The sequence below is a fragment of the Halobacillus sp. AWH4_228 genome, assembly GCF_056158365.1.
Window position 1 is genome coordinate 1,811,972 of sequence record NZ_JBSWTE010000001.1, and the last position, 26,319, is coordinate 1,838,290.

General features: G+C 45.8%; 27 protein-coding genes and 1 riboswitch. Of the genes, 23 read left to right on the forward strand and 4 right to left on the reverse strand.

What is annotated here, in order from left to right; genetic code table 11:
• Positions 1–236 precede the first annotated feature (236 nt).
• On the forward strand, positions 237–1,013 hold the full coding sequence (locus tag ACXADP_RS09085; protein WP_474968868.1) for a 3-hydroxybutyrate dehydrogenase: 777 nt from the start codon (positions 237–239) through the stop codon (positions 1,011–1,013).
• 102 nt (positions 1,014–1,115) lie between these two features.
• Here ACXADP_RS09085 and ACXADP_RS09090 read toward each other — a convergent pair whose 3' ends face one another.
• Positions 1,116–2,048, reverse strand: coding sequence for a DMT family transporter (locus ACXADP_RS09090; protein ID WP_474971287.1), 933 nt, complete (start codon positions 2,046–2,048; stop codon positions 1,116–1,118).
• Positions 2,049–2,487: 439 nt separating this feature from the next.
• Here ACXADP_RS09090 and ACXADP_RS09095 point away from each other — a divergent pair, with 439 nt between their 5' ends.
• On the forward strand, positions 2,488–4,119 hold the full coding sequence (locus ACXADP_RS09095) for an amidohydrolase (protein ID WP_474971288.1): 1,632 nt from the start codon (positions 2,488–2,490) through the stop codon (positions 4,117–4,119).
• Positions 4,120–4,179: 60 nt separating this feature from the next.
• On the opposite strand, the gene ACXADP_RS09100 is transcribed toward ACXADP_RS09095, so the two are convergent.
• Positions 4,180–5,229: a homocysteine S-methyltransferase family protein gene (locus ACXADP_RS09100; RefSeq protein WP_474971289.1), complete on the reverse strand. Its 1,050-nt coding sequence runs from the start codon at positions 5,227–5,229 to the stop codon at positions 4,180–4,182.
• Positions 5,230–5,401: 172 nt separating this feature from the next.
• Positions 5,402–5,506, reverse strand: a riboswitch (SAM riboswitch).
• Between the two features lie 350 nt (positions 5,507–5,856).
• Here ACXADP_RS09100 and ACXADP_RS09105 point away from each other — a divergent pair.
• Entirely contained in the window at positions 5,857–6,480 is a 624-nt protein-coding gene (locus tag ACXADP_RS09105; RefSeq protein ID WP_474971290.1) for a DJ-1/PfpI family protein, read from the forward strand.
• A gap of 49 nt (positions 6,481–6,529) precedes the next feature.
• The gene (locus ACXADP_RS09110) at positions 6,530–7,027 is read left to right on the forward strand and encodes a hypothetical protein (RefSeq protein WP_474971291.1); all 498 of its coding nucleotides are present in this window, start codon (positions 6,530–6,532) and stop codon (positions 7,025–7,027) included.
• Positions 7,028–7,116: 89 nt separating this feature from the next.
• Here ACXADP_RS09110 and ACXADP_RS09115 read toward each other — a convergent pair whose 3' ends face one another.
• A complete protein-coding gene (locus ACXADP_RS09115; protein ID WP_474971292.1) occupies positions 7,117–7,443 on the reverse strand; it encodes a hypothetical protein in 327 nt (108 codons plus the stop codon).
• Positions 7,444–7,622: 179 nt separating this feature from the next.
• On the opposite strand from ACXADP_RS09115, the gene ACXADP_RS09120 reads away from it, so the two are divergent.
• The 19 genes from ACXADP_RS09120 (at position 7,623) to ACXADP_RS09210 (ending at position 25,403) form a co-directional block, all read left to right on the forward strand.
• On the forward strand, positions 7,623–7,985 hold the full coding sequence (locus ACXADP_RS09120; protein ID WP_474971293.1) for a hypothetical protein: 363 nt from the start codon (positions 7,623–7,625) through the stop codon (positions 7,983–7,985).
• Positions 7,985–9,406, forward strand: coding sequence for a sodium/glutamate symporter (locus tag ACXADP_RS09125; RefSeq protein WP_474971294.1), 1,422 nt, complete (start codon positions 7,985–7,987; stop codon positions 9,404–9,406). Before ACXADP_RS09120 ends, ACXADP_RS09125 begins: the two co-directional genes overlap by 1 nt.
• A gap of 145 nt (positions 9,407–9,551) precedes the next feature.
• Positions 9,552–10,454 carry a DUF4367 domain-containing protein gene (locus ACXADP_RS09130; RefSeq protein WP_474971295.1) on the forward strand — a complete coding sequence of 301 codons (903 nt, stop codon included), beginning with the start codon at positions 9,552–9,554 and terminating at the stop codon, positions 10,452–10,454.
• 112 nt (positions 10,455–10,566) lie between these two features.
• Positions 10,567–10,770 (forward strand): PF20097 family protein, encoded by a 204-nt coding sequence (locus tag ACXADP_RS09135; RefSeq protein WP_474972298.1) that lies wholly within the window; start codon positions 10,567–10,569, stop codon positions 10,768–10,770.
• Positions 10,771–10,991: 221 nt separating this feature from the next.
• Positions 10,992–11,939 carry a hydroxyacid dehydrogenase gene (locus ACXADP_RS09140; RefSeq protein ID WP_474971296.1) on the forward strand — a complete coding sequence of 316 codons (948 nt, stop codon included), beginning with the start codon at positions 10,992–10,994 and terminating at the stop codon, positions 11,937–11,939.
• A 220-nt stretch (positions 11,940–12,159) separates the two neighbouring features.
• A complete protein-coding gene (locus ACXADP_RS09145; protein WP_474971297.1) occupies positions 12,160–12,924 on the forward strand; it encodes a TerC family protein in 765 nt (254 codons plus the stop codon).
• Positions 12,925–13,089: 165 nt separating this feature from the next.
• Positions 13,090–14,304: a NupC/NupG family nucleoside CNT transporter gene (locus tag ACXADP_RS09150; protein WP_474972299.1), complete on the forward strand. Its 1,215-nt coding sequence runs from the start codon at positions 13,090–13,092 to the stop codon at positions 14,302–14,304.
• A gap of 122 nt (positions 14,305–14,426) precedes the next feature.
• Positions 14,427–14,699, forward strand: coding sequence for a hypothetical protein (locus ACXADP_RS09155; RefSeq protein WP_474971298.1), 273 nt, complete (start codon positions 14,427–14,429; stop codon positions 14,697–14,699).
• A 205-nt stretch (positions 14,700–14,904) separates the two neighbouring features.
• Positions 14,905–15,669, forward strand: coding sequence for a putative hydro-lyase (locus ACXADP_RS09160; protein WP_474971299.1), 765 nt, complete (start codon positions 14,905–14,907; stop codon positions 15,667–15,669).
• Between the two features lie 23 nt (positions 15,670–15,692).
• The gene (locus tag ACXADP_RS09165; protein WP_474971300.1) at positions 15,693–16,628 is read left to right on the forward strand and encodes a nucleoside hydrolase; all 936 of its coding nucleotides are present in this window, start codon (positions 15,693–15,695) and stop codon (positions 16,626–16,628) included.
• Positions 16,629–16,744: 116 nt separating this feature from the next.
• Positions 16,745–17,773, forward strand: a complete 1,029-nt coding sequence (locus ACXADP_RS09170) for a phosphotriesterase family protein (RefSeq protein ID WP_474971301.1) — start codon at positions 16,745–16,747, stop codon at positions 17,771–17,773.
• A 489-nt stretch (positions 17,774–18,262) separates the two neighbouring features.
• Positions 18,263–19,471: a Bcr/CflA family efflux MFS transporter gene (locus ACXADP_RS09175; RefSeq protein ID WP_474968851.1), complete on the forward strand. Its 1,209-nt coding sequence runs from the start codon at positions 18,263–18,265 to the stop codon at positions 19,469–19,471.
• 200 nt (positions 19,472–19,671) lie between these two features.
• A complete protein-coding gene (locus ACXADP_RS09180; protein WP_474968850.1) occupies positions 19,672–19,956 on the forward strand; it encodes a putative quinol monooxygenase in 285 nt (94 codons plus the stop codon).
• 236 nt (positions 19,957–20,192) lie between these two features.
• Positions 20,193–21,296, forward strand: coding sequence for a hypothetical protein (locus ACXADP_RS09185; RefSeq protein WP_474971302.1), 1,104 nt, complete (start codon positions 20,193–20,195; stop codon positions 21,294–21,296).
• 625 nt (positions 21,297–21,921) lie between these two features.
• Positions 21,922–22,785, forward strand: a complete 864-nt coding sequence (locus ACXADP_RS09190; protein WP_474971303.1) for an AraC family transcriptional regulator — start codon at positions 21,922–21,924, stop codon at positions 22,783–22,785.
• 119 nt (positions 22,786–22,904) lie between these two features.
• Complete coding sequence (locus ACXADP_RS09195; protein ID WP_027954602.1) at positions 22,905–23,441, forward strand: GNAT family N-acetyltransferase; 537 nt, start codon at positions 22,905–22,907, stop codon at positions 23,439–23,441.
• 30 nt (positions 23,442–23,471) lie between these two features.
• Positions 23,472–23,825, forward strand: a complete 354-nt coding sequence (locus ACXADP_RS09200) for a VOC family protein (protein WP_474971304.1) — start codon at positions 23,472–23,474, stop codon at positions 23,823–23,825.
• 34 nt (positions 23,826–23,859) lie between these two features.
• The gene (locus ACXADP_RS09205; protein ID WP_474971305.1) at positions 23,860–24,942 is read left to right on the forward strand and encodes an NAD(P)H-dependent flavin oxidoreductase; all 1,083 of its coding nucleotides are present in this window, start codon (positions 23,860–23,862) and stop codon (positions 24,940–24,942) included.
• 56 nt (positions 24,943–24,998) lie between these two features.
• Positions 24,999–25,403 (forward strand): NUDIX hydrolase, encoded by a 405-nt coding sequence (locus tag ACXADP_RS09210; RefSeq protein WP_474968846.1) that lies wholly within the window; start codon positions 24,999–25,001, stop codon positions 25,401–25,403.
• Positions 25,404–25,528: 125 nt separating this feature from the next.
• On the opposite strand, the gene ACXADP_RS09215 is transcribed toward ACXADP_RS09210, so the two are convergent.
• Positions 25,529–26,170 (reverse strand): YczE/YyaS/YitT family protein, encoded by a 642-nt coding sequence (locus ACXADP_RS09215; RefSeq protein ID WP_474968845.1) that lies wholly within the window; start codon positions 26,168–26,170, stop codon positions 25,529–25,531.
• Positions 26,171–26,319: the final 149 nt, after the last annotated feature.

Genomic DNA, 26,319 nt, shown 5'->3' on the forward strand with positions numbered 1-26,319 from the left:
TAAGTAGAATTGCGTTTGACAAAACTCGACAATATTTTGCAACAAGAAATATCTTACTCTCACGCATTACAGTAATCAATAGAAATAGAAAGATAGAGAATTCATGCATTTTTCGGGGAAAAACGAATATTCCGCATAATTCGTAATGCATGAAATGGAAATTGTTTTTGGGTACAATCGAATTTGAGTTAAAAGCAGCAGCTCATCAAGAACATACATGAGAGAGGTTGATAGACATGGTTGAAAACAAAGTTGTATTTATTACAGGAGCAGCTCAGGGAATCGGGTACCAAATCGGAAAAGTCTTTGCAGAAAACGGTGCAAAAGTCGTCTTGTCTGATATTAATGAAGACGGTGTACAAGAAGCCGCAAAGTCGCTGACCGAGCAGAACTTAACGGCTATGGGGGTAAAAGCGGATGTTACGAGCGAAGACGAAATCAATGCCGCTATTAACCAGACGGTTGAAACCTATGGCCGCATTGACGTACTTATCAATAACGCAGGGCTTCAGCACGTATCTCCTCTTGAAGAATTCCCGACAGAAAAATTCAAGTTGATGCAGGACATCATGCTGACAGCACCATTCATCGCAACGAAAGCGGTCTTCCCGATTATGAAGGAGCAGGGGCAGGGACGTATCCTGAACATGGCTTCCATTAACGGTGTCATCGGATTCTCTGGTAAAGCCGCTTACAATAGTGCCAAGCACGGAGTCATCGGCTTGACGAAAGTAAGTGCCCTTGAAGGTGCAGAACATGGCATCACAGTTAACGCTGTAGCCCCTGGGTATGTAGATACACCACTTGTACGTGGTCAATTGAAGGATCTTGCCAAATCCCGTGGCGTGGAACTGGAAAAGGTGTTGGAGGAAGTTATTTATCCACTAGTTCCTCAAAAACGCCTGCTTCAAGTAGAAGAAATTGCAGACTACTCTATGTTCCTTGCCAGTGACAAGGCGAAGAGTGTAACAGGCCAAACCGTTCTTATTGATGGTGGATATACAGCTCAGTAAGTAAACGGAAATGATTGATAACATATAAAAGGAACCGTTCATTGAATAAAATGAACGGTTCCTTTTTATGTAGAAATAGACGGCTGTGAAATGAAGGATCCATCAACCCCGAAGCTGGTTGACGGCTGATCTTTCCGTTTCCCGGTGGGTGGCGCTGCTGTTTTTCTTTGATTCCTGTACGATGATGACAGCCGTAATGACGAGGCCGACCCCTGCGTACTGCCAAAAGGTCAACTGCTCCCGAAAGACGAGAAAACCCATGAGTGTGGCGACCACTGGTTCAATGGTAGCGATAATGGAGGCCTTGCTCGATTCTATGAAACTCAAACCTTTCGTGTATAGAATAAACGGAAGCATCGTAGATAAGAGCCCCAGCCCCAGTACATAGAGCCATGTGGATACGGTTGAAAATAAAGAAGCCTCATTCCAAAGGCCGCTGAATGGCACGATAGCGATTGATGCGAATACAAACGCATAAAAGATAACCGTCAGTGAATCATAGTGCACAAGGGCAAACTTCCCGAAAATACTGTATAACGCATAAAAGAATCCTGATCCAAGTCCAAGAATCAGTCCATACATGGAAATGGATTGTTCCGAATGTGGAACGATGCCGACGACAAGGGCACAGCCTGTAAAGGTAATCAAAAGAGCAGAGACTTTCCGCAACGTCAATGATTCTTTGAAAATCAGCCGTGAAAGCATTGTGACAAACGCCGGAGCTGTGTAGAGAAGGATGGATGCTACAGAAATAGACGTTTCCTCAATCGCACTGAACAAGCACCAGTTAAAGAGGACGATACTGATGATCCCCGTCCCGATAAAGTATCGGCTGTCGCCTGCTTTTATTTTAAAGAAGCGGCGGTCTTTTGATAATAGGTAAATCCCCAGAAGCAGGCTGGCTGATAAAACCCTCAGCGACACGACTTGTGCAGGAGTGAACCCGATGCTGTACAAATACGTGACGAAAAAACCGATCATTCCCCATAAAGCGGCGCCTGTACCGATTGAAAAAAGAGCAGACTTTTGACTCATTGTGACTTCCTCCATACGATTTGATATATGGAATGCTATCAGAATATGGAAGGATTGGATAGATTCTGTTCCTTCTTTTCTAAAAAAACGGCGTCTGTATGGACGATGATGCAAAGATTGCCGAGACCTGCACAGAACGGCTGACCCGTAAGCGGATCAGCCGTTTTCCTGTATAAAGGACCCGGGTGTTTATAAAGAGGAACGGAGCAGAGTAGACGAATTATGAACATACAGGGGAGGTTTGGAAGGAGAAATGTGTGCATGATGGATGAATAGGGTGACCTAAAAGAATAGGAGCAAGGAACCCGGTGTAAAGTCTCTTTTTGGTCATTTTTTCCTCATGTTATACTATCCTCTTCATTACTTAAGGGGAAAATGGAGATCAAACCATTAGAACCTTTCCCCCATGACCTAGACGATTACAAGAGGAGACATGACCATGCAGACGATTTACTACGGAGGAAATATTCTTACTATGGAAGAGGAAAATACGTTTGTCGAATCGATTTTAATCGAGGATGGATGGATTAAACGTAAGGGCGCACTTCAGGAAATCGAGAAGGAAGCACATCCATCAGAGGTGGAAAAAGTGGACTTGAAAGGGAAAACGTTAATGCCTTCGTTTATTGACCCCCACGGGCATATCTCTTTTGTAGGTCCGGTTTCCCGGATGGCAGATCTGAGCGGCTGCGAAAACTTTGAAGATGTCAAGCGCACGCTTCGTCAATACATAGAGCAGCAGGAAGACGAACAAGACGGAGTGATTATTGGGTTTGGCTATGATCACACGATATTGGATGAGGGACACCACCCTGCCAAGGATATCCTGAACGAGGTCACAGATCGACCTCTCTTTGTTTTTCACGCTTCCGCTCACATGGGTTGTGCTAACGACGCTCTTCTGCAAATGGCAGGCGTTGATTCCGAAACGGAGGAAGTCGAAGGTGGAACCATTGGCCGGATGGCAGAAAGTATGGAACCAAACGGATATTTTGAGGAAACAAGTCTTTCATTAATTCAACCGTATCTGCAACAAGGGATGGAAATGGATGCTTTGAAGATGGTGGAAGAAGGACAGAACGTTTATATACAGAATGGGATAACAACTGTGCAGGATGGAGCCGCCTCTCAGCAGTTCGTCGAGTTGTGTAAAGCCTTAGCTGAAGAGGACCGACTGCTTATTGATGTCGTATCCTACCCTCTTATGGACACCAATCCGAATGAGATCTTTGCATCCAACCCTCTTTATGCGAAGCAATACCATAAACGCTTGAAGCTTGGTGGATACAAAATGTTCTTAGATGGCTCTCCGCAGGGGAAAACAGCCTGGCTTACGGAACCTTATGAAGGAGAGGAAACGTATAGAGGCAGTGCCTGGTACAGCGATGAGCAGGTGAAGCAGTTTACAAAACAGGCGGTTCAAGACGATGTTCAATTGTTAACTCACTGCAATGGAGATGCAGCAGCCGATCAGCTGCTGAGAAGCTATAAAGCTTCTGTAGAAGAAACGGAAGATCCGGAGAAAGATGTGCTCAGACCGGTCATGATTCACTGCCAGACCGTCCGTGATGATCAGCTGGATGAAATGAAGAAGATTGGAATGATCCCCTCTATGTTTGTTGATCATACGTATTACTGGGGAGATGTCCACTTGAAAAACCTCGGTGAAGAGCGGGGAAACCGGATCAGTCCGGCTAAATCAGCCATAAAGAAAGGTCTTCCTGTCAATTTCCATCAGGACGCTCCTGTTATCAAGCCGAACATGCTTCAAACGATCTGGAGTGCTGTGAATAGAAAAACGAGAACAGGAGTAACGATTGGAGCAGAACAGCGTACGACCGTGTATGAAGCTCTTCAAGCCGTTACGATTCATGCCGCCTATCAATATGGAGAAGAAGAGACAAAAGGAAGCCTTCATGCAGGGAAGCTAGCTGATTTGGTCATCCTTGATCAGAGCCCCTTCCAAGTAGACCCCATGCAGATCAAAGAAATACAGATTGAAGAAACAATTAAGGAAGGACGCACCTTATACAAAAGGGAAGAAAACCAGGGGAATCCAAATGCATTGTGAGCCCTGCCGTTTTCGTTTTAATAAAGCCGCCTGTCCAAGTAGGACAGGCGTTTTTTTTGCTTAGGCTTTTGTTTTATACGATGTTATATGATCCTGCAGCGTGTCATCACTGCCGAATAGGAAGTGTTTCTTCATATCTGGTGAATACGTGGAGTTTACAGCTGTGCGTCCGACAGTTTCGACTACTTCACGAAGCATAGCCGGAGACGCTCCACAGCAGAGTCCCAGGTAGTTCACACCGATACCGTGAGCTTCCTTAGCCCATTCCGCCAGTTCATAGCGGTTCGTATAGAGCGGGTCGAGAGATGTTGGGAACGTTGTTTCCGTTGGGAGCGTGCAGGCACAGCCACCGTCCGGCAGGTTGAAGAAAGTAGGATGCTCCTCCGTTGTCCGGTAAGGGATTGGAAGGGCCCCAACATAACCGTCCACGGTTTTACGGATTTTCTCAACGTACGGCTGCATCGTTGCCGGACCGCGGAAACAGTTCATTCCTACAACGAGCGCCCCTTTTTCTTCTAATAAGCGGCAGGCCTCTTCGACTTCATAGCCATCCCGCAAGACGTTCTCCCCCATCAGACCGAATGTGATGACAGCAGGGAGGTCCTGCTTTTGAATTTCTTCAAGAGCAATCAGAGCTTCTTCATAGTAGTAGAAGGTTTCACCATTCACGAAATCTACACCTTCCTCTTTACACCAGCCGATCATCTCTGCAAACATGCTCCTTGTTTTCTCAACAGCTTCAGGATCATCCGGATTGAACAGGTTGGTATTGGAAACGTTCCCAGCCACAAGAGCTTCTTCCTCTGGATGCTCTTGAGCCACCTCTTTAGCCAGACGAATTGCCTGACGGTTGAGCGGTTCCAGTAATTCTTCTTTTCCAATAATTCTCATTTTTTCGCGGTGACCGTTATACGTGAATGCTAACACAACGTCGGAGCCCGCAAGCATATAGTCTCGATAAGTCTGTTTGAGTGCCTCCGGGTTATCCAGCGCTACTTCCGGTACGAAGGATCCAGCTTGTAAATAGCCGCGGCGCTCCAATTCAAACAAGTAACCTTCTCCACAAATGACGGGTCCATCCTGTAACCTCTGCTCTAATGATCGTTTCATTTCACAACAACCTTTCCATTTGGTATTGAATAAATATATTAGAAAGCTCATCCTTCTAAAGGAATATGCTGACTCACAGATTCTGATGGAGCTCTTTTTAACAGAAGAAGTGGTGTATATTTCCATTAAAAAAAGACCTCCTTTGATAAGGGGCCTTCCATTTATCTAAGACTCCTTATCTTCAAGGCAGTATAACTGCCTTCTGGATTTAGCACCGTGCCAATGGCTGGTTGCTGAGGTATCAAAGGGCCAGTCCCTACACCTCTCTGGATAAGTTCGTATGTAATTTTTAAAGCAGCTGATCCGTTTGATCAACGTGTATCCTTTCGCTTGCGTTATACATTACAGGAAAATATAGTGAGAATCAATAGAATTTTCGGAAAAAATACACCGGTATTTAAAAGCGGAAGTTAAGAAGGCAGCGCCGTTTCGACGATAATGGGAAAATGAACGTAGACTTATAGGTGGAGGGGTTCTCTTCATTATGAAACTTTATACAAGGCATTTCGTAGTCCCTTATAGAAGGTTTTGTATGGGGGAGCAGGCGATGTGTTCTGTCTTAACAGGAATGGTTTTTCTGTCTTAGGGATTGTGGTGGGAAGTGCGTAAAAAATGGAGGTTGGTAGAATGAACGTTTATGTCTATGCTTTAGATACCTTGGCAGACTGGGAACTTGGCTATGTAACCGCTGAGTTGAACTCGGGGCAGTACTTTAAAAGAAGACGGGAAGATGTTTCACTTCAGGTGGCAGGGGCAGGAAAAGAAACAATTACGACAAAAGGAGGGATGAGGATTACACCTGATATAACCACGGATGAGATCCTCCTTTCTCCTTCGACCGTTTTGCTGCTGCCCGGAGCAGATACGTGGAACCGATGTATCCATCAACCCATCATACATAAAGCAGCGAAGCTTCTGGACTGTGGGGCGACGGTTGCTGCCATTTGTGGGGCCACACCGATGCTTGCTGAAGCCGGTTTGTTAAACATTCGTTTCCATAACAGCAACAGTCTTGAATATCTTTATATGGTCCGTCCGAACTATGATGGGGAGGCGTATTACAAGGACATAAAGGCCGTAGCGGATCAGAACCTTATAACAGCCAGCTCTGCAGGAGCCCTTTTATTTGCGAATCTTATACTTAAGCACTTGGACGTTTTTTCGGAAAGAACCCTGGAAGCGTGGTATACGTACTTCAACACAGGTGATCCCCGGTACTTTTACATATTGATGGAAACCTTAGAGAAATAGATTCAATAGAAGATGAAAGTGTTGTCTCAAGGTGGGAGAGGAGGAGAGCATGGACAAAGCAATCCATTTTCTATTCATCATTCTTATCTTTATTGTGTATCATGTCGTATCATTCGGAGATACTCCCGCTCCTTTTGGGGTAGGCGTCAAAGAGTTGGGAGATCAGACAACGAGGGTCGAAGAATATAATTGGAGAGGAAGCACCGTTCATCAAACTGTTATAAGCTGGAAGTCGCTGGAGGACAAGCCGGAAGAACTGACGTATCTCTGGGTGAATGAAAAACAATTAAGACAAATGTATGCGGCCTTCCTTTCTTATGTCCTGCTATTGTTCTATTTCCCTCTATCTAAACTTATAAGATTGAAATCCAGCATCAAAGAGAAGGATACGAGTCTGAATCCTTTTTGGAAGGGAGTTTTATTTATACTGGGTACAGGCGTCTACACAGCCGTATTGATCACCGGCATTGTGCAATACCAAGAGCTGTTGGATGAAACCACTCGCTTACTAGCTGAACTGGAGCCACTAATGCATCAGGATGAGTGAAGGGATTTCAGATTACATCACGAAAAAAAAGGGAGCACGATAAAAGTGGCTCCCTTTTCTTTGTTCAATGAGAGGGTCGATCTATACGTTTACTCTGTCACCCTGGTGACCTTGCTGATCTGCATAGGTTCCTCCTGCAGCGGAAGGCCTTTTTCGACACTCCCTACATCACATAGTGGAATGAAACTGGTTGTCCCAGGTACAAGTAGATCATCGATTTCAAGAACATAGTCTTCCAGTCCTCGATACCTGCCGACAAAAATGCCTGCTCCTTCTTCTACGAAGAAAGTGATGCCAATCGTATCTCCGCAGCGGAAACGGCTGGAGATGAGATTAGCTAGTCCAGTAACACAGCAGCTGCAGGTGATTACATCCACATCGGGATGAGAATCCTTTTTACACGGTTTATGATTCATACCATACACCTCCTGAATATCAAGATAGTACATTCTATGACAGGATATGAACTATGGTATAGATGAATATCACAGTCGCTGAAAAGATAGAGAAGCAGATGGGTTTTCTATTATTTTTACTAAGGCAGCCGGAATAATACAGACCGAATTATACATGTAGGTAAAGCATTCCCCATTCGATGATGAAACGTAAACCTCGTTCTTTGCTGAAGTTACCCATGGTCGAAGTTCATTTCGTTTTCAATTCGGCTTTTGTTGATGAATCGTATAAGGCCACAACCCCCTCAGAATCCACACCTCCAAAAAATCATCGATTTCGTTCAGGAACAGTGCCTGTCATCAGGTTCAGGAAAGAGGATGATTTCCATAGAGGGGATCGGTTGGGATCTAGGATAGGATGTATAAGAAAGAAAGACTTTTCAAAGGAAATGATTGAAAAGTCTTTCTTTTTTCATAAGCGTTTAAAACTCTTTTTTCAGCGGGAATCGGGGGAAAAGGTTATTCATGAATTGAAGTTTAAAAACAGCGGGGTGATGGGATAATGAGTCCGGAACAAATAGGTTTTGCGCTATTATACATTGGTGTATTTCTTATCATCGGGAAGATTATCAGAGTAAAAGTGAAAATATTTCAGGATCTTTTTCTGCCGGCATCGATTATCGGCGGCTTTATAGCTTTATTATTAGGTCCGCAGGTGCTTGGGAAAATTGCAGCCCAATTTGTGGCAGAAGGGCATTTCTTAACGAACGGCATTATGACAGATACGATTATCCAGGTTTGGTCAGCCCTTCCAGGGTTAATGATTAACGTAGTATTTGCTTCTCTCTTCTTGGGAGCGGCTATGCCTAAATTGAAAGACGTGTGGACCTACGGCGGCCCTCAGCTTGCCTTTGGCTGGGCCGTCGGGTGGGGACAGTATGTCATCGGCTTGTTAGTCGTACTGCTGATTTTAACACCCTTTTTCGATATTCCAGCGATGGCCGGTGCTCTTATTGAAGTGGCTTTTGAAGGAGGACACGGTACAGCGGCGGGAATGGCAAGTACATTTGAAGAGCTAGGTTTTTCAGAAGCCTTCGATTTAGCGATCGGCCTGGCCACTGTGGGTGTTTTATCAGGGGTCATCTTTGGTATTATCTTGATTAACTGGGCGGTCCGGAACAACAAGACCGAGGTCATCAAGGATGTTGATGGATTTTCTGAACTGCGGAAGAGCGGCATTATGGAATATCAGAATCGTGAACCTGCCGGGAAAATGACTCTCCGCCCTGAATCCATCGAGCCGTTATCCTTCCACCTCTCCATCATAATGGTCGCCATTCTGATTGGCTGGGGTATTTTACAAGGGCTGATCGGACTTGAAAGCATCACGATTGCCAATTGGACAGGATCAAGCTTCATGACATACATTCCATTGTTTCCGGTTGCTATGTTCGGCGGCATTATCATTCAGATTTTCTTTAACAAAAATGATAAATACAATTTGATTGATCGGAGAATGGTGAACCGCATCCAGGGGCTGGCTCTGGACTTGTTAATTATCTCAGCCATCGCAACGGTTTCCCTGGAAGTGATCGGGGACTATCTTGTGCCTTTCTTAATTTTGGCTGTGGCCGGGATTTCATGGAACCTCTTCAGCTTTATTTTCCTTGCTCCCAAGATCATTCCAAATTACTGGTTTGAACGAGGGATCGGAGATTTTGGTCAATCCATGGGGGTGACGGCCACGGGCCTTCTATTGATGCGCATCGTCGATCCGGACAACGAGTCCCCGGCATTTGAAGCTTTCGGATATAAGCAGCTCGTTTATGAACCATTTTTAGGAGGTGGCCTCGTCACCGCACTTTCTGTCCCATTCATTGCCGGGGTCGGTCCGTGGGCCGGACTTATTCTCGCTTTATGCATGACGGCCCTGGGTATATTGGTCGGCATTTTCCATTTTGGGAAACAAAAAAATCAAGAGTAGACAAGGAAGCTGCTTAAACGCAGCTTCTTTTTTTCGTCAACAACGTTTGATATGTTCTAAAATAAGGAATCATTTACTAAATTTTGAAACTGGATACCCCTGGTGTTCGTAGAGTCAGGAAAGAAGGAGAGGTGGAGGTTGTTTCATGATCAAAAAGGTTTCCATTGTCTTTGCTGTTCTTTTTTTTACTGCAGGATGCACATCTTCCCAGTCTTCTTTAGACCATGAAGAAAATACCACAACGAAAGATGATGTATCGAAAGTGCTCGCGCAGCTGTTCACAGGACCGGGAGAAGAGGTTAAGGAGTTGTATGAAGAAGGCAGTTATGAAAAGGTTCATGCCTATTATACGGAGCAGTTCGCACCCTATTTAACGGAGGATTATATGGATCAGGCGATGAAGACGAATCTGCTTACAAGGTATCACCAACAAGCGTACAGCAGTGAAGTGAAGATGGAAGTAGAAAATAAAGACATCCAGCAAAGCGACGTAGCAACAGATTATATTTTTGATTACCAGGTGAATGTAGATAATGGTGAAACGGCTGATGTTCGTGGGAGAGTAAACACAAATGAAGATGGGGAAATCACTCGGATCTATTTTACGGAGGGCCAGGCATTGAGGCATGCTTTTGATACCGTGGAAAAAACATCGGACGGATTATATGAGTATGACCATTCAAGTCTGGAGACCCGTTCTTCTGATGAATCGTTTCAGCCCCAATTCCCTCAAGTGATGCCTTATGAGGTGCATGGTGTCGAAATAAAAGCTGGAACGAAGGAAGATAAAGATACTCTTTTAGTGTTTATTTTTCATGGTGAGTCGGGAGAATCCATGACATTGACCACGATGAAAGAGGGAGATCTTCCATTGGAGGGCATGGAAACGGAAGAGATTGCTGTTGGTGATGGTACAGGAAAGTATGCCGTGGATAACAACACAAAATATTTGAAATGGACGGCAGAAGCTATCACCTATAAACTCGAAAGTCGTCTGGAGCAGTTATCTAAAGATACCCTCGTTTTAGTAGCGGAGTCTTTTGAATAAGTGGAAGCTCATGTCTATTTATGTGGAGGTTAAAGCGTTTTATAACCACAAGAGTCCGCTGTTCCCTTCCAAGCATTAAAAAGGTGGTGCTGAAAAAATGAACAAGGACATCATGCTATGCCCTGACTGTGTCCGAAAACTTAAAGCGGGATACATATTCTCTCCGCGGAAGATTTGCTGGTCAGAATCGCCTGATTCGATTGTTATGGATTTTGGTAGTGAGGTTCTGGTAGAAAGTGCGCTTCTTAAAGTAAGGAAGATTCCAGCTCATAGGTGTGAAGCCTGTCAAAAGGTGATATTCGGCTATGAGCAGTAGAAATGACGGAGATGAACGGATTTTAAAAAGGCATCCTGAGAAAGAGGTGTAAAGGAAACCGCACGGGATTTTCTAAGGAACCTTGGATCGGCGCAGTCTTTTTCTGACTGCTGGTTGGTCACCTTGATTGATTATCCTTCAAATTCGATAAACCATACGACATCCTTTGTCCCTTCTCCAACAAAATGGTTTAATGAAAGAAAGGAAAGGGTGGGAGAACTGTGAATATTCTCATAAGTGAAGTAATATGGCCGGAGGGCGTGGAGATTCTTGAGAATCAAGGCCACGAAGTAACATACGATAAAGAATGGTATAAGAACAGAAGAGGGCTGCTGGAGCATCTTCGGGACGCTGATGCGTTGATTGTACGGAACCAGACCCAGGTGGATGAGGAGCTGTTGAGCTGTGCACCAAATCTTAAGGTCATCGGCCGGCTGGGCGTAGGTTTGGATAATATTGAACGGAACGAAGCGGAAAACCGGGGGATTTCTGTCATCTCAGCTAAAAACGCGAATGCCGTGTCTGTGGCGGAGTATGTGATGCAGGCGGTTCTCAGCGCCCGCCGCCCTCTGCATGAAGCCCATAAGAGTGTGACTGAAGGCAAGTGGGAAAGAAAGGTACATACCGGATTTGAAATAAGTGGAAAAACGCTCGGGTTCATTGGTCTGGGGGAGATTTCCCACAGGACAGCAAAACGGGCAAAGGCTTTCGGTATGAATGTGATCGGCTATGATCCTTTTCGTACTGAATATGATTATATGATTGACGAAACGGGCGTTGTGAAAAAAGAATGGGAAGACGTACTGAGGACGTCCGATTTTCTTTCCATTCACGTGCCATTCAATGCGGCCACGAAAAACCTTGTGGACAGAGAAGCCTTACGGATGATGAAACCTTCTGCCTGGGTCATCAATACCGCAAGGGGCGGCATTGTCGATGAGACTGCTCTGGCTGACACCTTACATGAAGGGCGTTTGGCAGGTGCTTTTCTCGATGTGCTGGAAAATGAACCTGTCCAACCTGAAAGCCCTATCCTCCATGCACCAGGCGTCAGGCTGACCCCTCACATCGCCGGTTTAACAGAAGAATCGCAGAAGAGGATTTCTGTTATGATTGCGGCGGAAGTGAATCAGGAACTTCAAGGCATCCCTTCTTTGTGCCGTGTATAGTTTTTAAGCTGTATTGACCACTTCTCTATCCTTCTGCTATAGTTTTACTAGTTATGAAGGGGAGTAGCTTTAACAGTAAAGTCATCATGACAGAGTTTCCACTCTCGGCTTTACTGGCGGCATACATGCTGCTGGCAGGACCTTTACCAATCAGGGTAAGGGTCTTTTTGTGTGCTTCTGTAAACGATACAGAAGCCTTCATCAGGAAGGGGAATAAAACATGGAATCTATTTGGATTGAATACGGGTGGACCCTGTTAATTTTAATCGGTCTTGAAGGTTTGTTATCTGCGGATAATGCTCTTGTTCTCGCCGTGATAGCTAAACATCTGCCGGAGGACCAGAAGAAACGGGCGATCAATTATGGAATTATCGGTGCTTTTGTTTTCCGTTTCAGTGCTTTATTTGCTATATCGTTCATCGCCAGTGTATGGCAGGTGCAGGCTCTTGGTGCCGCCTACCTGATCTACCTTGGTTTGAAAAATATTTTATCGAGGGAGAGTGACGATGAAGAAACAGCACAGGAAGGAAAAGGAAAGGGATTCTGGCCGACGGTTGTGAAAATCGGGTTTGCCGATCTGGTTTTCGCTATCGACTCCATCCTTGCTGCTGTGGCGCTGGCTCTTGCGCTTCCGGAATCCCCGCTGCCAGTAATCGGAGGCATGGACGGTGGTCAATTCATCGTGGTTATAACAGCAGGTATTGCTGGTTTGGTCTTGATTAAATTCGCTGCTTCCTGGTTCGTGAAGCTTTTAGAAACACGTCCAAGTTTGGAGACGACGGCTTATCTAATTGTTGCCTGGGTGGGGGTGAAACTTGCTGTCATAACGTTATCCCATAAGGATGTCGGTATACTGGATGAACATTTCGCTCATGGTCTTGTGTGGACGGTGATCTTCTGGACCCTTTTACTTGGTATCGCTGTCGGTGGCTGGTTCCTGTCTGGTCGTCACCTGAACAAAGCCTACGAAAAAAATGCTTCTTAATGAAAATGGATCCCATAGAAGGGGTCCATTTTTTTGCATTATCGGACAATTCTTACTTGTTATAAACCTATTGCGGCCCTTTTTTTCAACTGGTATCATTTATCCTTTAGTTCGAAACGGTAGCACATGAAACAGTGGATGAAAAGGAAGAGGGGTTTCAACATGATAAATATCTTATGGGGGTTAGGCGGAGTGAGTGTCGTCTTCATTCTGGCCCTGCTATTTTCAACAAATAGAAAAGCGATTCGCTGGAGAACCGTTGGCGCAGGTCTTCTGCTGCAGGTTTCTTTTGCCTTCCTGGTTTTCGCAACCAGTGGAGGGCAGAAACTACTCGGAGCCATGTCTTCCGGAGTAAGTAAGCTGATCGGATACACAGAGGAAGGAATCGGTTTCCTTTATGGACCGCTGATCAATCAGGAAGGGATGGGCATGCTGTTCGCCTTTCAAGTCCTGCCGACGATCATATTCTTCAGTTCTTTGATTGCTGTATTGTATCACCTTGGTATTATGCAGATCGTCATAAAGCTGATCGGAGGATTCCTGTCTAAAGTTCTCGGCACGACGAAGGTGGAAAGCATCAATGCTGCAGGGAACATTTTTGTCGGACAGACAGAGGCGCCGTTATTGATCCGTCCATTTATATCCAAAATTTCCAAATCGGAATTGTTTGCTGTGATGACTGGTGGATTCACCTCTATAGCCGGGTCAACGCTTGTAGGATATACACTTCTCGGTATTAACGTAGAGTATCTGCTGGCCGCTTCTTTTATGGCTGCACCGGCGGCCCTTGTGATGGCTAAATTGTTTCTTCCAGAGACTGAGCCGCGTTCGGAAGAGTTCTCTGATATCAACCCGGAAGACAGCGATACGTCGAACGTATTCGATGCTGTGGCAAACGGAGCGGTGACCGGTTTACGGCTGGCCTTGAATATCGGAGCGATCCTGCTGTCGTTCATCGCCCTTCTGGCCCTGTTGAACGGGATGGTCAGCTGGATCGGTGGTTTGTTCGGCTTTACGATTACCATTCAGCAGCTGCTTGGATATGTGCTGGCTCCTCTGGCATTCGTGATTGGTGTCCCTTGGGAAGAGGCTGTTAGAGCAGCTGGATTTATTGGGGAGAAAATCATGGCCAATGAATTTGTTGCGTTTTCCAGTCTTGGCGAAGCTAAAAATGAATTAAGTGCGAAGGCAGAGATTGTGACGACCTTTGCATTAACGGGCTTTGGCAGCCTGTCTGGTATCGGCGTACAGATCGGCGCCCTTGGCGGCCTTGCTCCTGACAGGAGGAAAGACGTAGCCAACCTGGGTCTTAAAGCTGTCGCTGCCGCAACACTGGCCAACTTCCTGTCAGCCAGTATTGCTGGAATGTTTCTGTTATAAGACGAAAGCACCTGAGATGCTCAGGTGTTTTTTTGTGTGCTCTGTTCGAACATCCGTACGTTTATCTTTTTATGGAAAAGGCAAAGGAGGAAGGACTACAGATTACAATTGGAGGAGTATTCGTGAAGAGAAGTCTTTTAATTATTCTGGCTGCTATAGATATTCTATACATGCTTACCATCATTTTCAGATATGATTTCACCTTTGAAGGGGCAATTAATCTATTGTTCGGCTTTGCCTTCGCTGCAGGCATCGTTGTTTCTGCTCTCTTCATATTTCAGGCCCAGTATAAAAAAGGGTTTCATCCCATATTATCTATATTCGTACTGGCTATGAGTGCCGCGTCCTTAGCATGGCTCGCCTTTTTCAACTTTCTAGCAGACTTCATATCCTGAAGCATACCCGGGGGCACTCCCCGGGTATTTGGTATGGTACGATTGTTATCGTAAACTTTTCTGCCGGAAAAGATAAAACCTGCCCTCCCGGGTAGACTGGATGTACAAAGAGTTCTGCTTCATTAAATTGCAGAATACTTGGAATGATTTAAAAATCAGGGTTGTTTTCGCTATAATAGAACCATAGACAAGAGAGGGTGTTGGTATGAATCCATTGGAAACACGAATGAAATTTCGAAGTCAGGAGTTGACTGGAACAACTTCCGGCTTGTGTGAACAGTATATACAAACCAATCTGGTAACGCTCCCGAAAGCCTACGCTTTCGATTTTCTTTTATTCTGTATGAGAAACCCAAAACCATGTCCGGTTGTGGAAGTTATGGAAGCGGGGGTGACGAATCCGGCTTCCGCAGATGCGGATATCCGCACCGATCTCCCGCGCTATCGGATTTATAGAAACGGCTTCTTTTCAGAGGAAGTCCTGGATTTGAACGAAGTCTGGCAGGATGACTTTGTTACTTTTCTCATTGGATGTTCCTTTACCTTTGAACAGGCCCTTCTTGACGGGGGGATTCCTCTGCTCCATCAAGACCAGAACAAAGTCGTCCCAATGTTTGATACGAATATTCCCCTTAAAGAAGCAGGCATCTTCAAAGGTGACATGGTTGTAAGTATGCGTGCCGTTCCGAATCATTTAGTCGATCAGGCTTTGGAAATCTCCCAGCAATTTGAATCTTCCCACGGTGAGCCTGTCCATATCGGTTCTCCGGAGCAGATCGGAATCGACGACATTCAACAACCGGATTATGGTGAAGCTGTTACCTTCGACAGGGATGAAATGACACCGGTATTCTGGGCATGCGGCGTAACTCCGCAGAATGCCGCCCTTCAGGCACAGCCTTCGATTATGATAACCCATGCGCCCGGACACATGCTTATTACAGACGAAAAAGATCCAAATTATTCCTGATGTGGGAAGGGGAGGTGTGTACCATGGGAAGGAAAGTGATTCTCGACTGTGACCCCGGCCATGATGATGCCATATCGATTATTTTAGCAGCTTCTCAAATAAGTCCGCTTCAAATCGAAGCGATAACGACCGTGGGCGGAAATGTAGAAGTGGAGAAATGTACATCCAATGCTTTACATGTTTGTGGAATGATAGGACTGGACGTTCCAGTGGCTGAGGGAGCGGCAAAACCTTTAACAGGCGGTCCGGTGACAGCAGGAGATTTTCATGGGAAATCGGGGCTTGACGGTCCCGAACTTCCAACCGTTCCGACAAAAGAGCCGGTTGAACAGCATGCGGTGGACTTGATTATTGAAAAAGCTCTTCAATCAGAACAGAAAATCACGCTCGTCCCGACAGGTCCTTTGACAAATATTGCCTCAGCTCTCATCAAGGAGCCCGGGATTAAGAACAATATTGAGGAAATCGTCTTGATGGGCGGGGGAACGTTCGGGAACTGGACGCCAGCGGCCGAATTTAATATATGGGTGGATGCAGAAGCGGCTGAGCACGTATTCAAAAGCGGCATTCCGATTACGATGTTTGGTCTTGATGTGACACATCAAGCACTCGCCGACCGGGATATTATGGACAGGGTTGCAGCTGTCGATCACCCCGCTGCCCAATTTGTTTTTGAGCTTCTGGAATTCTTTTCGAAAACGTATAAAGATGTCTTTAACTTTGAAGCCGGACCCATTCATGACGCGTGTACAGCTATGTACCTTATAGAACCAGACATCTTCGAATGCAGGCATGTGCATGTGGACGTGGAGACAAGAGGAGAATATACTACGGGTATGACAAGTGTCGATCTCCTTGGTGTAACGAAAAAAGAACCGAATGTCCATTTTGCTGTTCATTTGGACAAGGAAAAGTTCTGGAATGTTTTTGAAAAAGCTTTGCGCTCCTACATCGACTAACCGCTATATTTTTATAAGTGCATTGAATATTCTGATAAATAACCTTATCCTTGAGATAAGGTTATTTTTTGGCCTTAACATACTGACTGGTAGGTATAATAAAGGAGGAGGAGTCCATGCAGTACGTTGAAACGGTAACAGGACCGATCAAGGCGGACAAGCTTGGCAAAACATTGATTCATGAACACTTTTTCTTTGGGTATCCTGGTTTCCAAGGGGACCTGACCCTTGGAGGGTTTGATTTTGAAGAGAAAAAACAACAGGGCCTTAAAGTGGCCGAATTGATGCAGACGCAGGGGGTTGAAACGGTCGTCGATCCTACTCCGAATGAATGCGGACGTCATGTAGAACTGCTCAGAGCCGTTTCTGAAGCGAGCGGCCTGAACATTATTTGTGCCACCGGTTATTACTATGAAGGGGAAGGGGCCACCCCTTACTTTAAGTTCCGTCAGCAGCTTGGAACAGCTGAAGAGGAAATCTATCAATTATTCAAAGCAGAAATAACCGGAGGGATAGAAGGAACCGGTATTAAACCGGGCATCATCAAGCTGGCTTCGAGCAAAGGGGAAATTACGGAGTATGAGCGCATGTTTTTCCGGGCAGCGGTACGAGTGCAGAAAGAAACAGGCATCGTTCTTTTAACCCATACGCAGGAGGGAACCATGGGACCGGAACAGGCAGCTTTCCTAAAGGAAGAAGGAGCTGATCCTAAAAAGGTTGTGATCGGCCACATGTGTGGAACGACAGATATTACGGAACATCTGCAGGTGCTGAAGCACGGAGTCAATCTTGCGATGGATCGTTGGGGCCTTCAGGGAATAGTCGGCGCCCCTTCGGATGAGCAGCGGACAATTGTTTTAAAGGCTCTTCTTGGATCAGGGTATGAAGACCAGCTGTTTCTTTCCCATGATACGGTCAACGTCTGGTGGGGCCGGGACCCGGTTATGCCTGATCCCCTGAAGGATCTCCTGAAAAACTGGAAGCCGGACTATTTATTCCAGCATATTCTTCCTGGTCTACTGGAGGAGGGAGCCGTAACCAGCGGGCAGCTGGAGCAGATCTTTTCCAGAAATCCCGCCAGGCTTTTTGGACAAACCTATGAACCTCAGCCGGAACAAAGGCAGTCACAGGCAGAATGGATGTAAAAGAAGGAAGGATTATGGACCTGACACAGTCAGGTCTTTTATTTATTTGGCTCTCTTATTGCTTGGTGTTGTTATTTAACATGTGAGCTCCTATCACCCCTTTCTGTCATGGGATTGTAGGAGGCGGCCTTGGGAATGACTCCCTTTCCGCGGGGTACCGTGAGCCTCCTCAAACTTCGTTTCCCGCGGAAAGCGGACGGTTTTCCCTGCCATCCCATGCTCTGAGTAAACAACGGACCGGAACCTAATTCCAGACGGAAACGATTTAGTAATCGTTTAAAATATCAACCACAGACTTTAACAGAGTTATTTATCTAATGAAGGAACCGCTTTCGTAAAGCTGTTTTCAATCAAGAGCAGTGAATCATACAGAAAAGCATAGACTTTTCAAAGGAACAGGGATAAAATCGAAGTTTAACAAACAGGTGATTGAGATATATATAGCAGGGATTATTTACAGATAGAGAGAAAGAGGAAGGTGTTTGAACAATGTTACAAAACCCAACAGGGAAAGAAAGAATCGGATTAGCGTTTCTGCTTGGAATGCTCGGGATTCTGGGTCCGCTGAATATTGATATGTATCTGCCGAGTTTTCCGGCTATCGCGTCTGATCTAAATACAAGTGCTTCATTGGTGCAGCTCAGCCTGACCGCCTGTCTTATAGGTCTGGCTGTTGGACAGATCGTCGTAGGTCCAATCAGTGATGCGCAGGGCAGAAAAAAGCCATTAACCATTTTTCTGGCTTTATTCTCTGTTGCTTCACTTTTGAGTGCACTGGCACCGAACATTACCATTCTTGTTATAGCAAGGTTTCTGCAGGGTTTTACTGCTTCGGCAGGAATCGTTCTCTCACGTGCGGTTGTGCGTGATGTGTTTACAGGACGCGAATTGACGAAGTTTTTTGCATTATTGATGGTTATTAATGCGACCGCTCCAATGATTGCTCCGATGACAGGAGGGGCGATTCTGCTGCTGCCATTTTCAACATGGGAAACGATTTTCTTTTTCTTAAGTATTGTCGGAGCGGCTATCGTTTTGACGGTCATTGGGAAAATGCCGGAAACTCTTCCAAAGGAGAAAAGGATTCCAAGCTCTGTCAAAGAATCTATTTTGACGATTGGACGCCTGCTTAAAGATCGTTCCTTCATTGGGTATGCGTTGACCATCGGCTTTGTCCACGGGGGAAGCTTCGCTTATGTATCCGGAACACCGTTCGTTTATCAAGGCATTTATAACGTATCTCCCCAAGTCTTCAGTATCTTGTTCGGAATGAATGGACTTGCCATCATCACAGGGAGCTTTTTGATCGGTCGTCTCGGAGGAATCATCCATGAGCGCAGCCTGCTGCGTACGGCTGTTCTGACAGCTGTAACCGCCACAGGGTTTCTACTGGTAATGACTTGGATAGAAGGGCCTTTGTATTCCATCGTTACTCCTATTTTCATTTATATGACAGCGATGGGAATGGTGCTGACGAGTACATTCACTCTTGCCATGGAACATCAGGGCCACCGCGCGGGAAGCGCCAGTGCAGTTCTCGGTATGCTTCCGCTGTTGTTTGGAGCCGTGGTTTCACCGCTGGTCGGTTTGGATGAAACGTCTGCTGTACCTATGGGACTGATTTTATTCAGCACATCCTTTATAGGAGCGGTACTCTTCTTTACACTCACCAGTAAAAATCAGCATGCGTCTGCTTAAACGGCGAACCACCTCTTGGATGAGTTTTCTTAATCACCATATGATGAATGCTGGTATGGAAAGAAAGCTTTGGGGAACAATAAGCGTCGGATCTTTGTCCACTTCATGAGCGGATGATTTCTCTACTGACATGAGTTTTTGTAAAATGAAAAGGCAGTAAGTCACCAGCCTGACCCGGCTGTAAAAAAAGGAGAATAACTATGATAACGATTCATGCATTTCTAACAGCGAAAGAAGGACGGGAGGAGGAACTGTTCAATGAATTGAAAAAAGTGATCGAGCCTTCCCGTAACGAAGCGGGTTGTGTCGATTACGTCCTTCACCGTTCTCTTGATGATGCTTCTGTATTCGCTTTTTATGAAACGTGGAAGGACCAGGAGGCGCTGCAGATGCATATCGATTCTGACCATTATCAGGCCTATCGTGAAGCGACCAAAGATCTGACCTCCTCACGTGAAGTTCATAAATTAGAAAAAGTTCAGTGAAACCGCCGTCTCCCGGCGGTTTTTTTATGGGCGGTTTTCTCCATAAGTGTAGAAGGAAAAAGAGAGATCAACGAAAAAACGGTCAAGGTTACAGCAATAATACAAGCGGGAACATCGTCATCTGCTGTGAATAATCTAATCGATTCTACCTATCAAATAATTCAACGGCTTATGTTAAGATATAGGAAGTTTTCTATCAGGTAGGAAACTGAATCTACTACATAGGAAGTGACTGCATGAGAAAGATTACAGTGATACTATTTGTGTTGGTTCTGGGAGTATTCGCAGCCGCATGCTCAGAAGAATCGTCTTCGGATCAACAGGACAATAAAACAGAAACGGAAGAAGAAACGAAGGAAAACGAAGGGACAGAATCGGCTTCATCAGATACTCAGCACACGGAACAACCATTTAAAGCCGTAGAGCCGGATGATTCAGCAGCTCCTTTAAAAGAAGGATTAACCGAAGAAGAATTAAACAACATGCCGTCTGCAGAGGCGCATGGGGGTGACCGGACCCGGATGGTGCCGGTGGGAGAAACACTTGTGAAAGGGGCTGAAGATGAAAGTTCAGGCCCTTTGAAGGATCATAGAATCGTTGCTTATTATGGGCACCCGGATTCTGAAAATATGGGGATCCTTGGGGAAATGGAACCCGACGCACTCATGGAAAATCTAAAGGAACAGACACAAGCCTATTCCAACGCTGATCCTGAACGACCGGCTGTTCCGATGATTGAGTTGATCAGTACGGTCGCGCAGCGCACGCCTGGTCCGGAAGGTAAATATTATCACCGCACCTCGCCTGAAGATATCGACCGTTACGCGGAACTCGCTGAGGAGAATGATGCTTTGTTGATGCTTGATGTTCAGCTGGGGACCGATTCTGTGATGAATCAGGTCAAGCTGTTGGAAAAATGGTTGAAACTCCCGCATGTCCATCTTGCCATCGATACGGAATTTCACGTGGCTGAAGGCGAAACGCCGGGAGTGAATCTAGGTCAGGTAGATGGAGCAGAAGTACAGCAGGCAGTGGATTATTTATCAACGATGGTGGAGGAAAACGACCTGCCGGATAAAATGATTCTCGTCCACCAATTCATGGATGAAGCGCTGACAAACAAGGAAGCCATCACACCGACAGATAACGTTGAAGTTGTCCTCAACTATGATGGGTGGGGGGATTCAGCGACTAAAATGTCTCTTTACCGCAAATTCGTCCGTAATGAAGCTGTCCAGTACGGAGGATTTAAAATCTTTTACAAAAAGGACGAACCGGTGATGAGTGCCGAAGATGTGCTGAGGCTGGATCCAAACCCTGCGGTTATTAATTACCAATAAATGATATGTAATAGACGGAGGAGGGATATGTCATCAGTCTTATAGTTGTTGTAGTCATTATTATATCGCTCTGGTCCATCACGAATACGATAGAAAAGAACACACGGAAAATCACTACTAAGATGGACGAGCAGAACAAATATTTAAAGCATATCCACGAGGCTGTGGAAAAAGGAAAACAATAGCGGTTCTTTTTTCAAGAGATGCAGAAATGCATCTCTTGTTTTCGTTCCATTTCAAATCCTTCCTCCAATAGATGGGTGCATGGACTGGGAATCATTTAAAGATGTAGGACAACAGAGGGAATTTATTTTTATGCGTACAGTAGGGTGAAAAGATAGGTTCTTCTATGAAAAGCGAACTATAGGAAAGGAAGAGGCTGAGAAGAAACGGTGCCATACGTTAACGCTGTGTAAATGGGCATTTATGGAATTTCAGAAAGCGTCGCATCCGGTGATGTGTACGAGATAGATGTAGAAACATATGAAGATATTCCAAATACAGAACGATAACGGACAACGGTTTTTCATTACAACCGTCAACCCTGTCATCCAAGAGCATGGGAGGGCAGGTTTTTAATGTTTACTCGTGCTAAGGTAAAAGAGAAGGAAAGGAGAGGAGAGATGTGAAAGGCATTGAAACAATGCAGAAAGCACTTCAATATTTAGAAAGCCATTTGAAAGAGGATTTTTCGATGAAGGAAGCGGCCAGGGAGGCCTGTCTTTCTCCGTTTCAATTCCAAAGAACTTTTCATCTTTTAACAGGTACAACGGTAATGGAATACATCAGAAGAAGAAGGTTGACACTTGCAGCCCTGGAGTTGAAGCAGGGGAACACCAGAGTCATAGATGCTGCGTATCGATATGGCTATGAATCCCCGGAATCTTTTGCACGGGCCTTCCGAAAACAGCATGGATGCCCGCCGAGAGAGATAAGGCTTCCTGAAAGGAAGGTGACTGTTTTTAATCCCCTCGTCATTCAAGTAACTATCAAAGGAGCTGAGCCGATGAAGTTTCATATTGAGGAAAAGGAAGGGTTTAAGGCTGTTGGAGTGAAAAGGGAAATATCCTGTCTGCACGGGGAAAACCTAAAGAAAATCCCTGAGATGTGGGTGGAATTAAATACGGATGGCACGGTTGAGGAAATCGCAGCAGTGAATAACGGACCGGTCAGAGGGATTTTGGGGATCTGTGAAGATCGGTCGGATGAAAAAGAAGGTGTCATTGATTACTCGATTGCTGCAGCCAGTGTGAACGAAGTTCCTGCCTCTATGACCTCCATCTCCATTCCAAAAGCTGTCTGGGCTGTATTTGAAGTGAAGGGTCCAATGCCTCAGGCGATGCAGGAGAAGTGGGAACAAATTTATTCCGAATGGTTTCCTTCAAGCAGCTACACACAGGCCCCCGGTCCTGAACTCGAAGTCTATCCTGAAGGAGATCCTTATAGGAACGATTACTTTTCTGAGATTTGGATCCCCGTGCAGAAGTGATGGTTGTAAGCACAATTCATTCCCGAATTGTGCTTTTTTTTGTTGGGAAAAGGATTTTTCTGTTCCCAGGGAGAAGTAAAGGGTAAAGGAAGAGTATGGATATTGAGAGGAGCAGACGAATGAAAACAGCAACGAATTTCTTTATGCGGGAGATTACATCAGAGGACTGGGAAGCGGTCCACAGCTATGCGTCCATTTCTGACGTCTGTCGTTTTCAGGCATGGGGACCGAATTCAGAGAGAGAAACGAAACTTTACATAGAGCAGGTCCTTTCCGATACGAGCGTGGAGGACCCGACCAGGTATGTTTGGGGGCTGGCGGATATTGAAGAAGGTCATTTGATCGGAGCTGCTGAAATGAATATTCTGGATAAGGAAAATGAAATCGGCCGGATCTCTTATGTGATCCACCCGGGGTACTGGGGACGCGGCATCGCTACACAGGCGGCGGAGCAGATGATTTCCTACGGATTCCAAAACTTGACCCTGCATAGAATTGAGGCTGTCTGTGATCCACGCAACGCCGCAGCCATCCGTGTTTTGGAAAAGAACGGAATGGAGAAGGAAGGACGGATGAGAGGGCATTTGAAACTCGATCAAGGCTGGCGGGATTCCTACTTGTACAGCATCCTTGTGACGGATGCTCTTTATCGTTGAAAGGCAGACCGAAACAGAGGAGGAAGTAATATGACCACTCCGGTCAAAAATGAAATCGGGACCGTTTTTATCCCTGTCCGGGATATAGAAAAATCCCGTGACTGGTACTGCTGCCTATTAGGTGTACCCAATGACGGTGAAATCGTCCATGACCACTTGTACATCCTGCCGATGAAGGGGACTGGAGCGGTTTTGGACAGCCGGATATATGAACCCGGCAGAACATTTGATATTCCGGTTTTTCATTTGAATACGACAGATATAGAAGCTGCTTATGATTACATGATGTCTCAGAACATCAATGTTGTGACAGAAATCCAGCACCACCACTATTTTAATTTCAAAGATCCGGATGGCAATCTGCTGATGATCTGTCAATGTTGATATTGGATGCATCTGAAAAGAGGAGGTTCGGTAAATGGAGAAGCAACACCGACTTGTCCATATGCTTTCTATCAAGTATCCCATCATACAGGCGGGAATGGCAGGAGGAGTTTCGTCTCCGTCCCTTATAGCAGAAGTGTCGAACCATGGAGGTCTCGGTACACTCGGCGGTGGTTATATGCACCCTGAGGAAATGAGGTCGGCCATTAAAAATATCAAAGAAAAAACCAGCAGGGCATTTGCTGTGAACCTGTTTGTGCCAGAATATCCCGAAGTAAGTGGAGAAGAGGTGACAGCCGCCCATAAGGCGCTGGAACCCTACTATGATAAATTGGCTGTACACGAACGTCAGGACCCCTTTCTTGATGTGGAATTGTTTGAACAGCAGATCAATGTCGTATTGGAAGAGAAGATACCAGTCGTAAGCTTTACATTCGGTCTCCCTTCAGGAAGGGTCATGAAAGCATTGAAACATTCAGGTGTCATTACAATAGGAACAGCTACAACTGTTGAAGAAGCTGTTTTGAATGAAATGAAAGGCATGGATATCGTCGTTGCTCAGGGAAGTGAAGCAGGCGGGCACAGAGGCTCTTTCCTGCAGAGTTTTGAGAAGAGCATGATCGGTCTCTTTTCACTCATTCCCCAGGTCGTAGATGCGGTGAAGGTTCCGGTTGTTGGAGCGGGCGGAATCATGGATGGCCGTGGTTTTTCGGCTGCTCTCTCCCTTGGCGCTGAAGGGGTCCAGATGGGAACCGCCTTCGTAACAAGCCGGGAGAGCGGAGCCCATGAGTTGCATAAGGAGATGATCCAAAAGGCCAGAGAAGATGAAATGACATTAACCAGCGCCTTCAGCGGAAAGCCGGCCCGGGGCATCCGTAACACTTTTACAAAATCGTTGAGCAGACATGAGGACCTGCTCCCATACCCTTTGCAAAACCAAATGACAAAAGCGATCAGACAGGCCTCCGCAGCCAAAGGAAACCCGGAATACATGTCCCTCTGGTCGGGGCAGAGCCCAAGGCTCAGCAGAGACACTTCAGCTGGGGAAGTAATCAGTGATCTTGTATCCTATGTTGAAGAACATCGGGTGCTGCCCATCACCTGGTCATCTACATAAGGAAGAGCAGGTGAACATACGCACAGTTTACAGAATAAGGGGAGGTCGCGGGAGGAATGGCACCAAAGCACATCATATCGGCAGCGACGGTCATATTGAATGAAGAAGGAAGATTTGTACTGATTCAGGGGCCGAAGCGGGGCTGGGAGATTCCCGGTGGGCAGGTGGAGGAAGGAGAATCCTTAACGGCAGCTGCTGTCAGGGAGGCTGAAGAGGAATGTGGATTGAAGATTGAAGTGATCCGGTTCTGCGGCATTTTTCAAAACGTTGATCGGTCTATCTGTAATGCCCTTTTCATTGGAAAAGTGATTGGAGGAGAATTGAAAACGACCGCAGAGGCTCTGGATGTTGGATTTTTCAATTTGGAAGAGGCTGAAAAGCTTGTCACATGGACGAATTTCCTGGAAAGGATTCAGGCGTGTCTGGATGAAAAGAATCAGCCCTTTTTATGTGAATGGTAAAGAGAGAAACCCGGGCGTTAAGAAGCCCGGGTTTTTGTTATGAATGGGAGGAGGATGAATGAAAAAGCCTGCAGGGAAACATGAGGTTTCTCTGCAGGCGGTTGGTAAAATAATTCGATTATGCTTTAATATGGAGCTTCCTGATAGGCTTGATCTGCTGCTGCCGGCAGTCGGTGATACAGCGGATAAACTTTTGTATAAGCCAGTTGGATCACGGGACCGAGAAACAGCATAGGGGCCAGTGTTCCAAGTCCCACAGGTCCTCCAATAAGGAAGGCCAGAGAGGTCATGATGACCGCTACAATCGTCTGACCTGCCTGCAGGCTTAATTGGAAACGTTCACTGACAGCAAGGAAAAGCTGATCGACAGGCGCTCTCGGGAATTCCGGCAGAATGTAGATGGCTACACCAATACCGATAATGATGACACCGGCAAGCAGAGTCACAACTTTTACGAAGAACGGGGCAGCCGTTAAGTTTACACTTGCAAAGACGATTTCAAGCCAGAAGTCCAGGATGAGACTTTCCAGGAATACAGGGATGACCGCCCGGATTTCAGGCATTGATTTCATGAGCTTTGCATTGATGAAGATAATTATCAGCTGAAAAACCCCGTACCAGAAACCGACCGTAAATCCGAGGTGGTCAGAAACCCCGATGAAAAATGACGTCCAGAATCCAGCTCCCAGTGTGGCATTGATAAGCAGCGCAACACCGAAGAAGTTAATAAGCATACCGGTCAGATAGACGATTGAGCGGTAAAGCATACATGTTCCTCCCTTCCTTTTCCAAATGAAAATGCACAGCACTCTCTAAATTTCTCACCACATTTTATTAGGGTGTAAGAGGGGGTGTCAATCATAAAATTTTGGAAGAGGAATGGAAGCGGTTGCGCTCTTATGACAGTCTTTAGAAA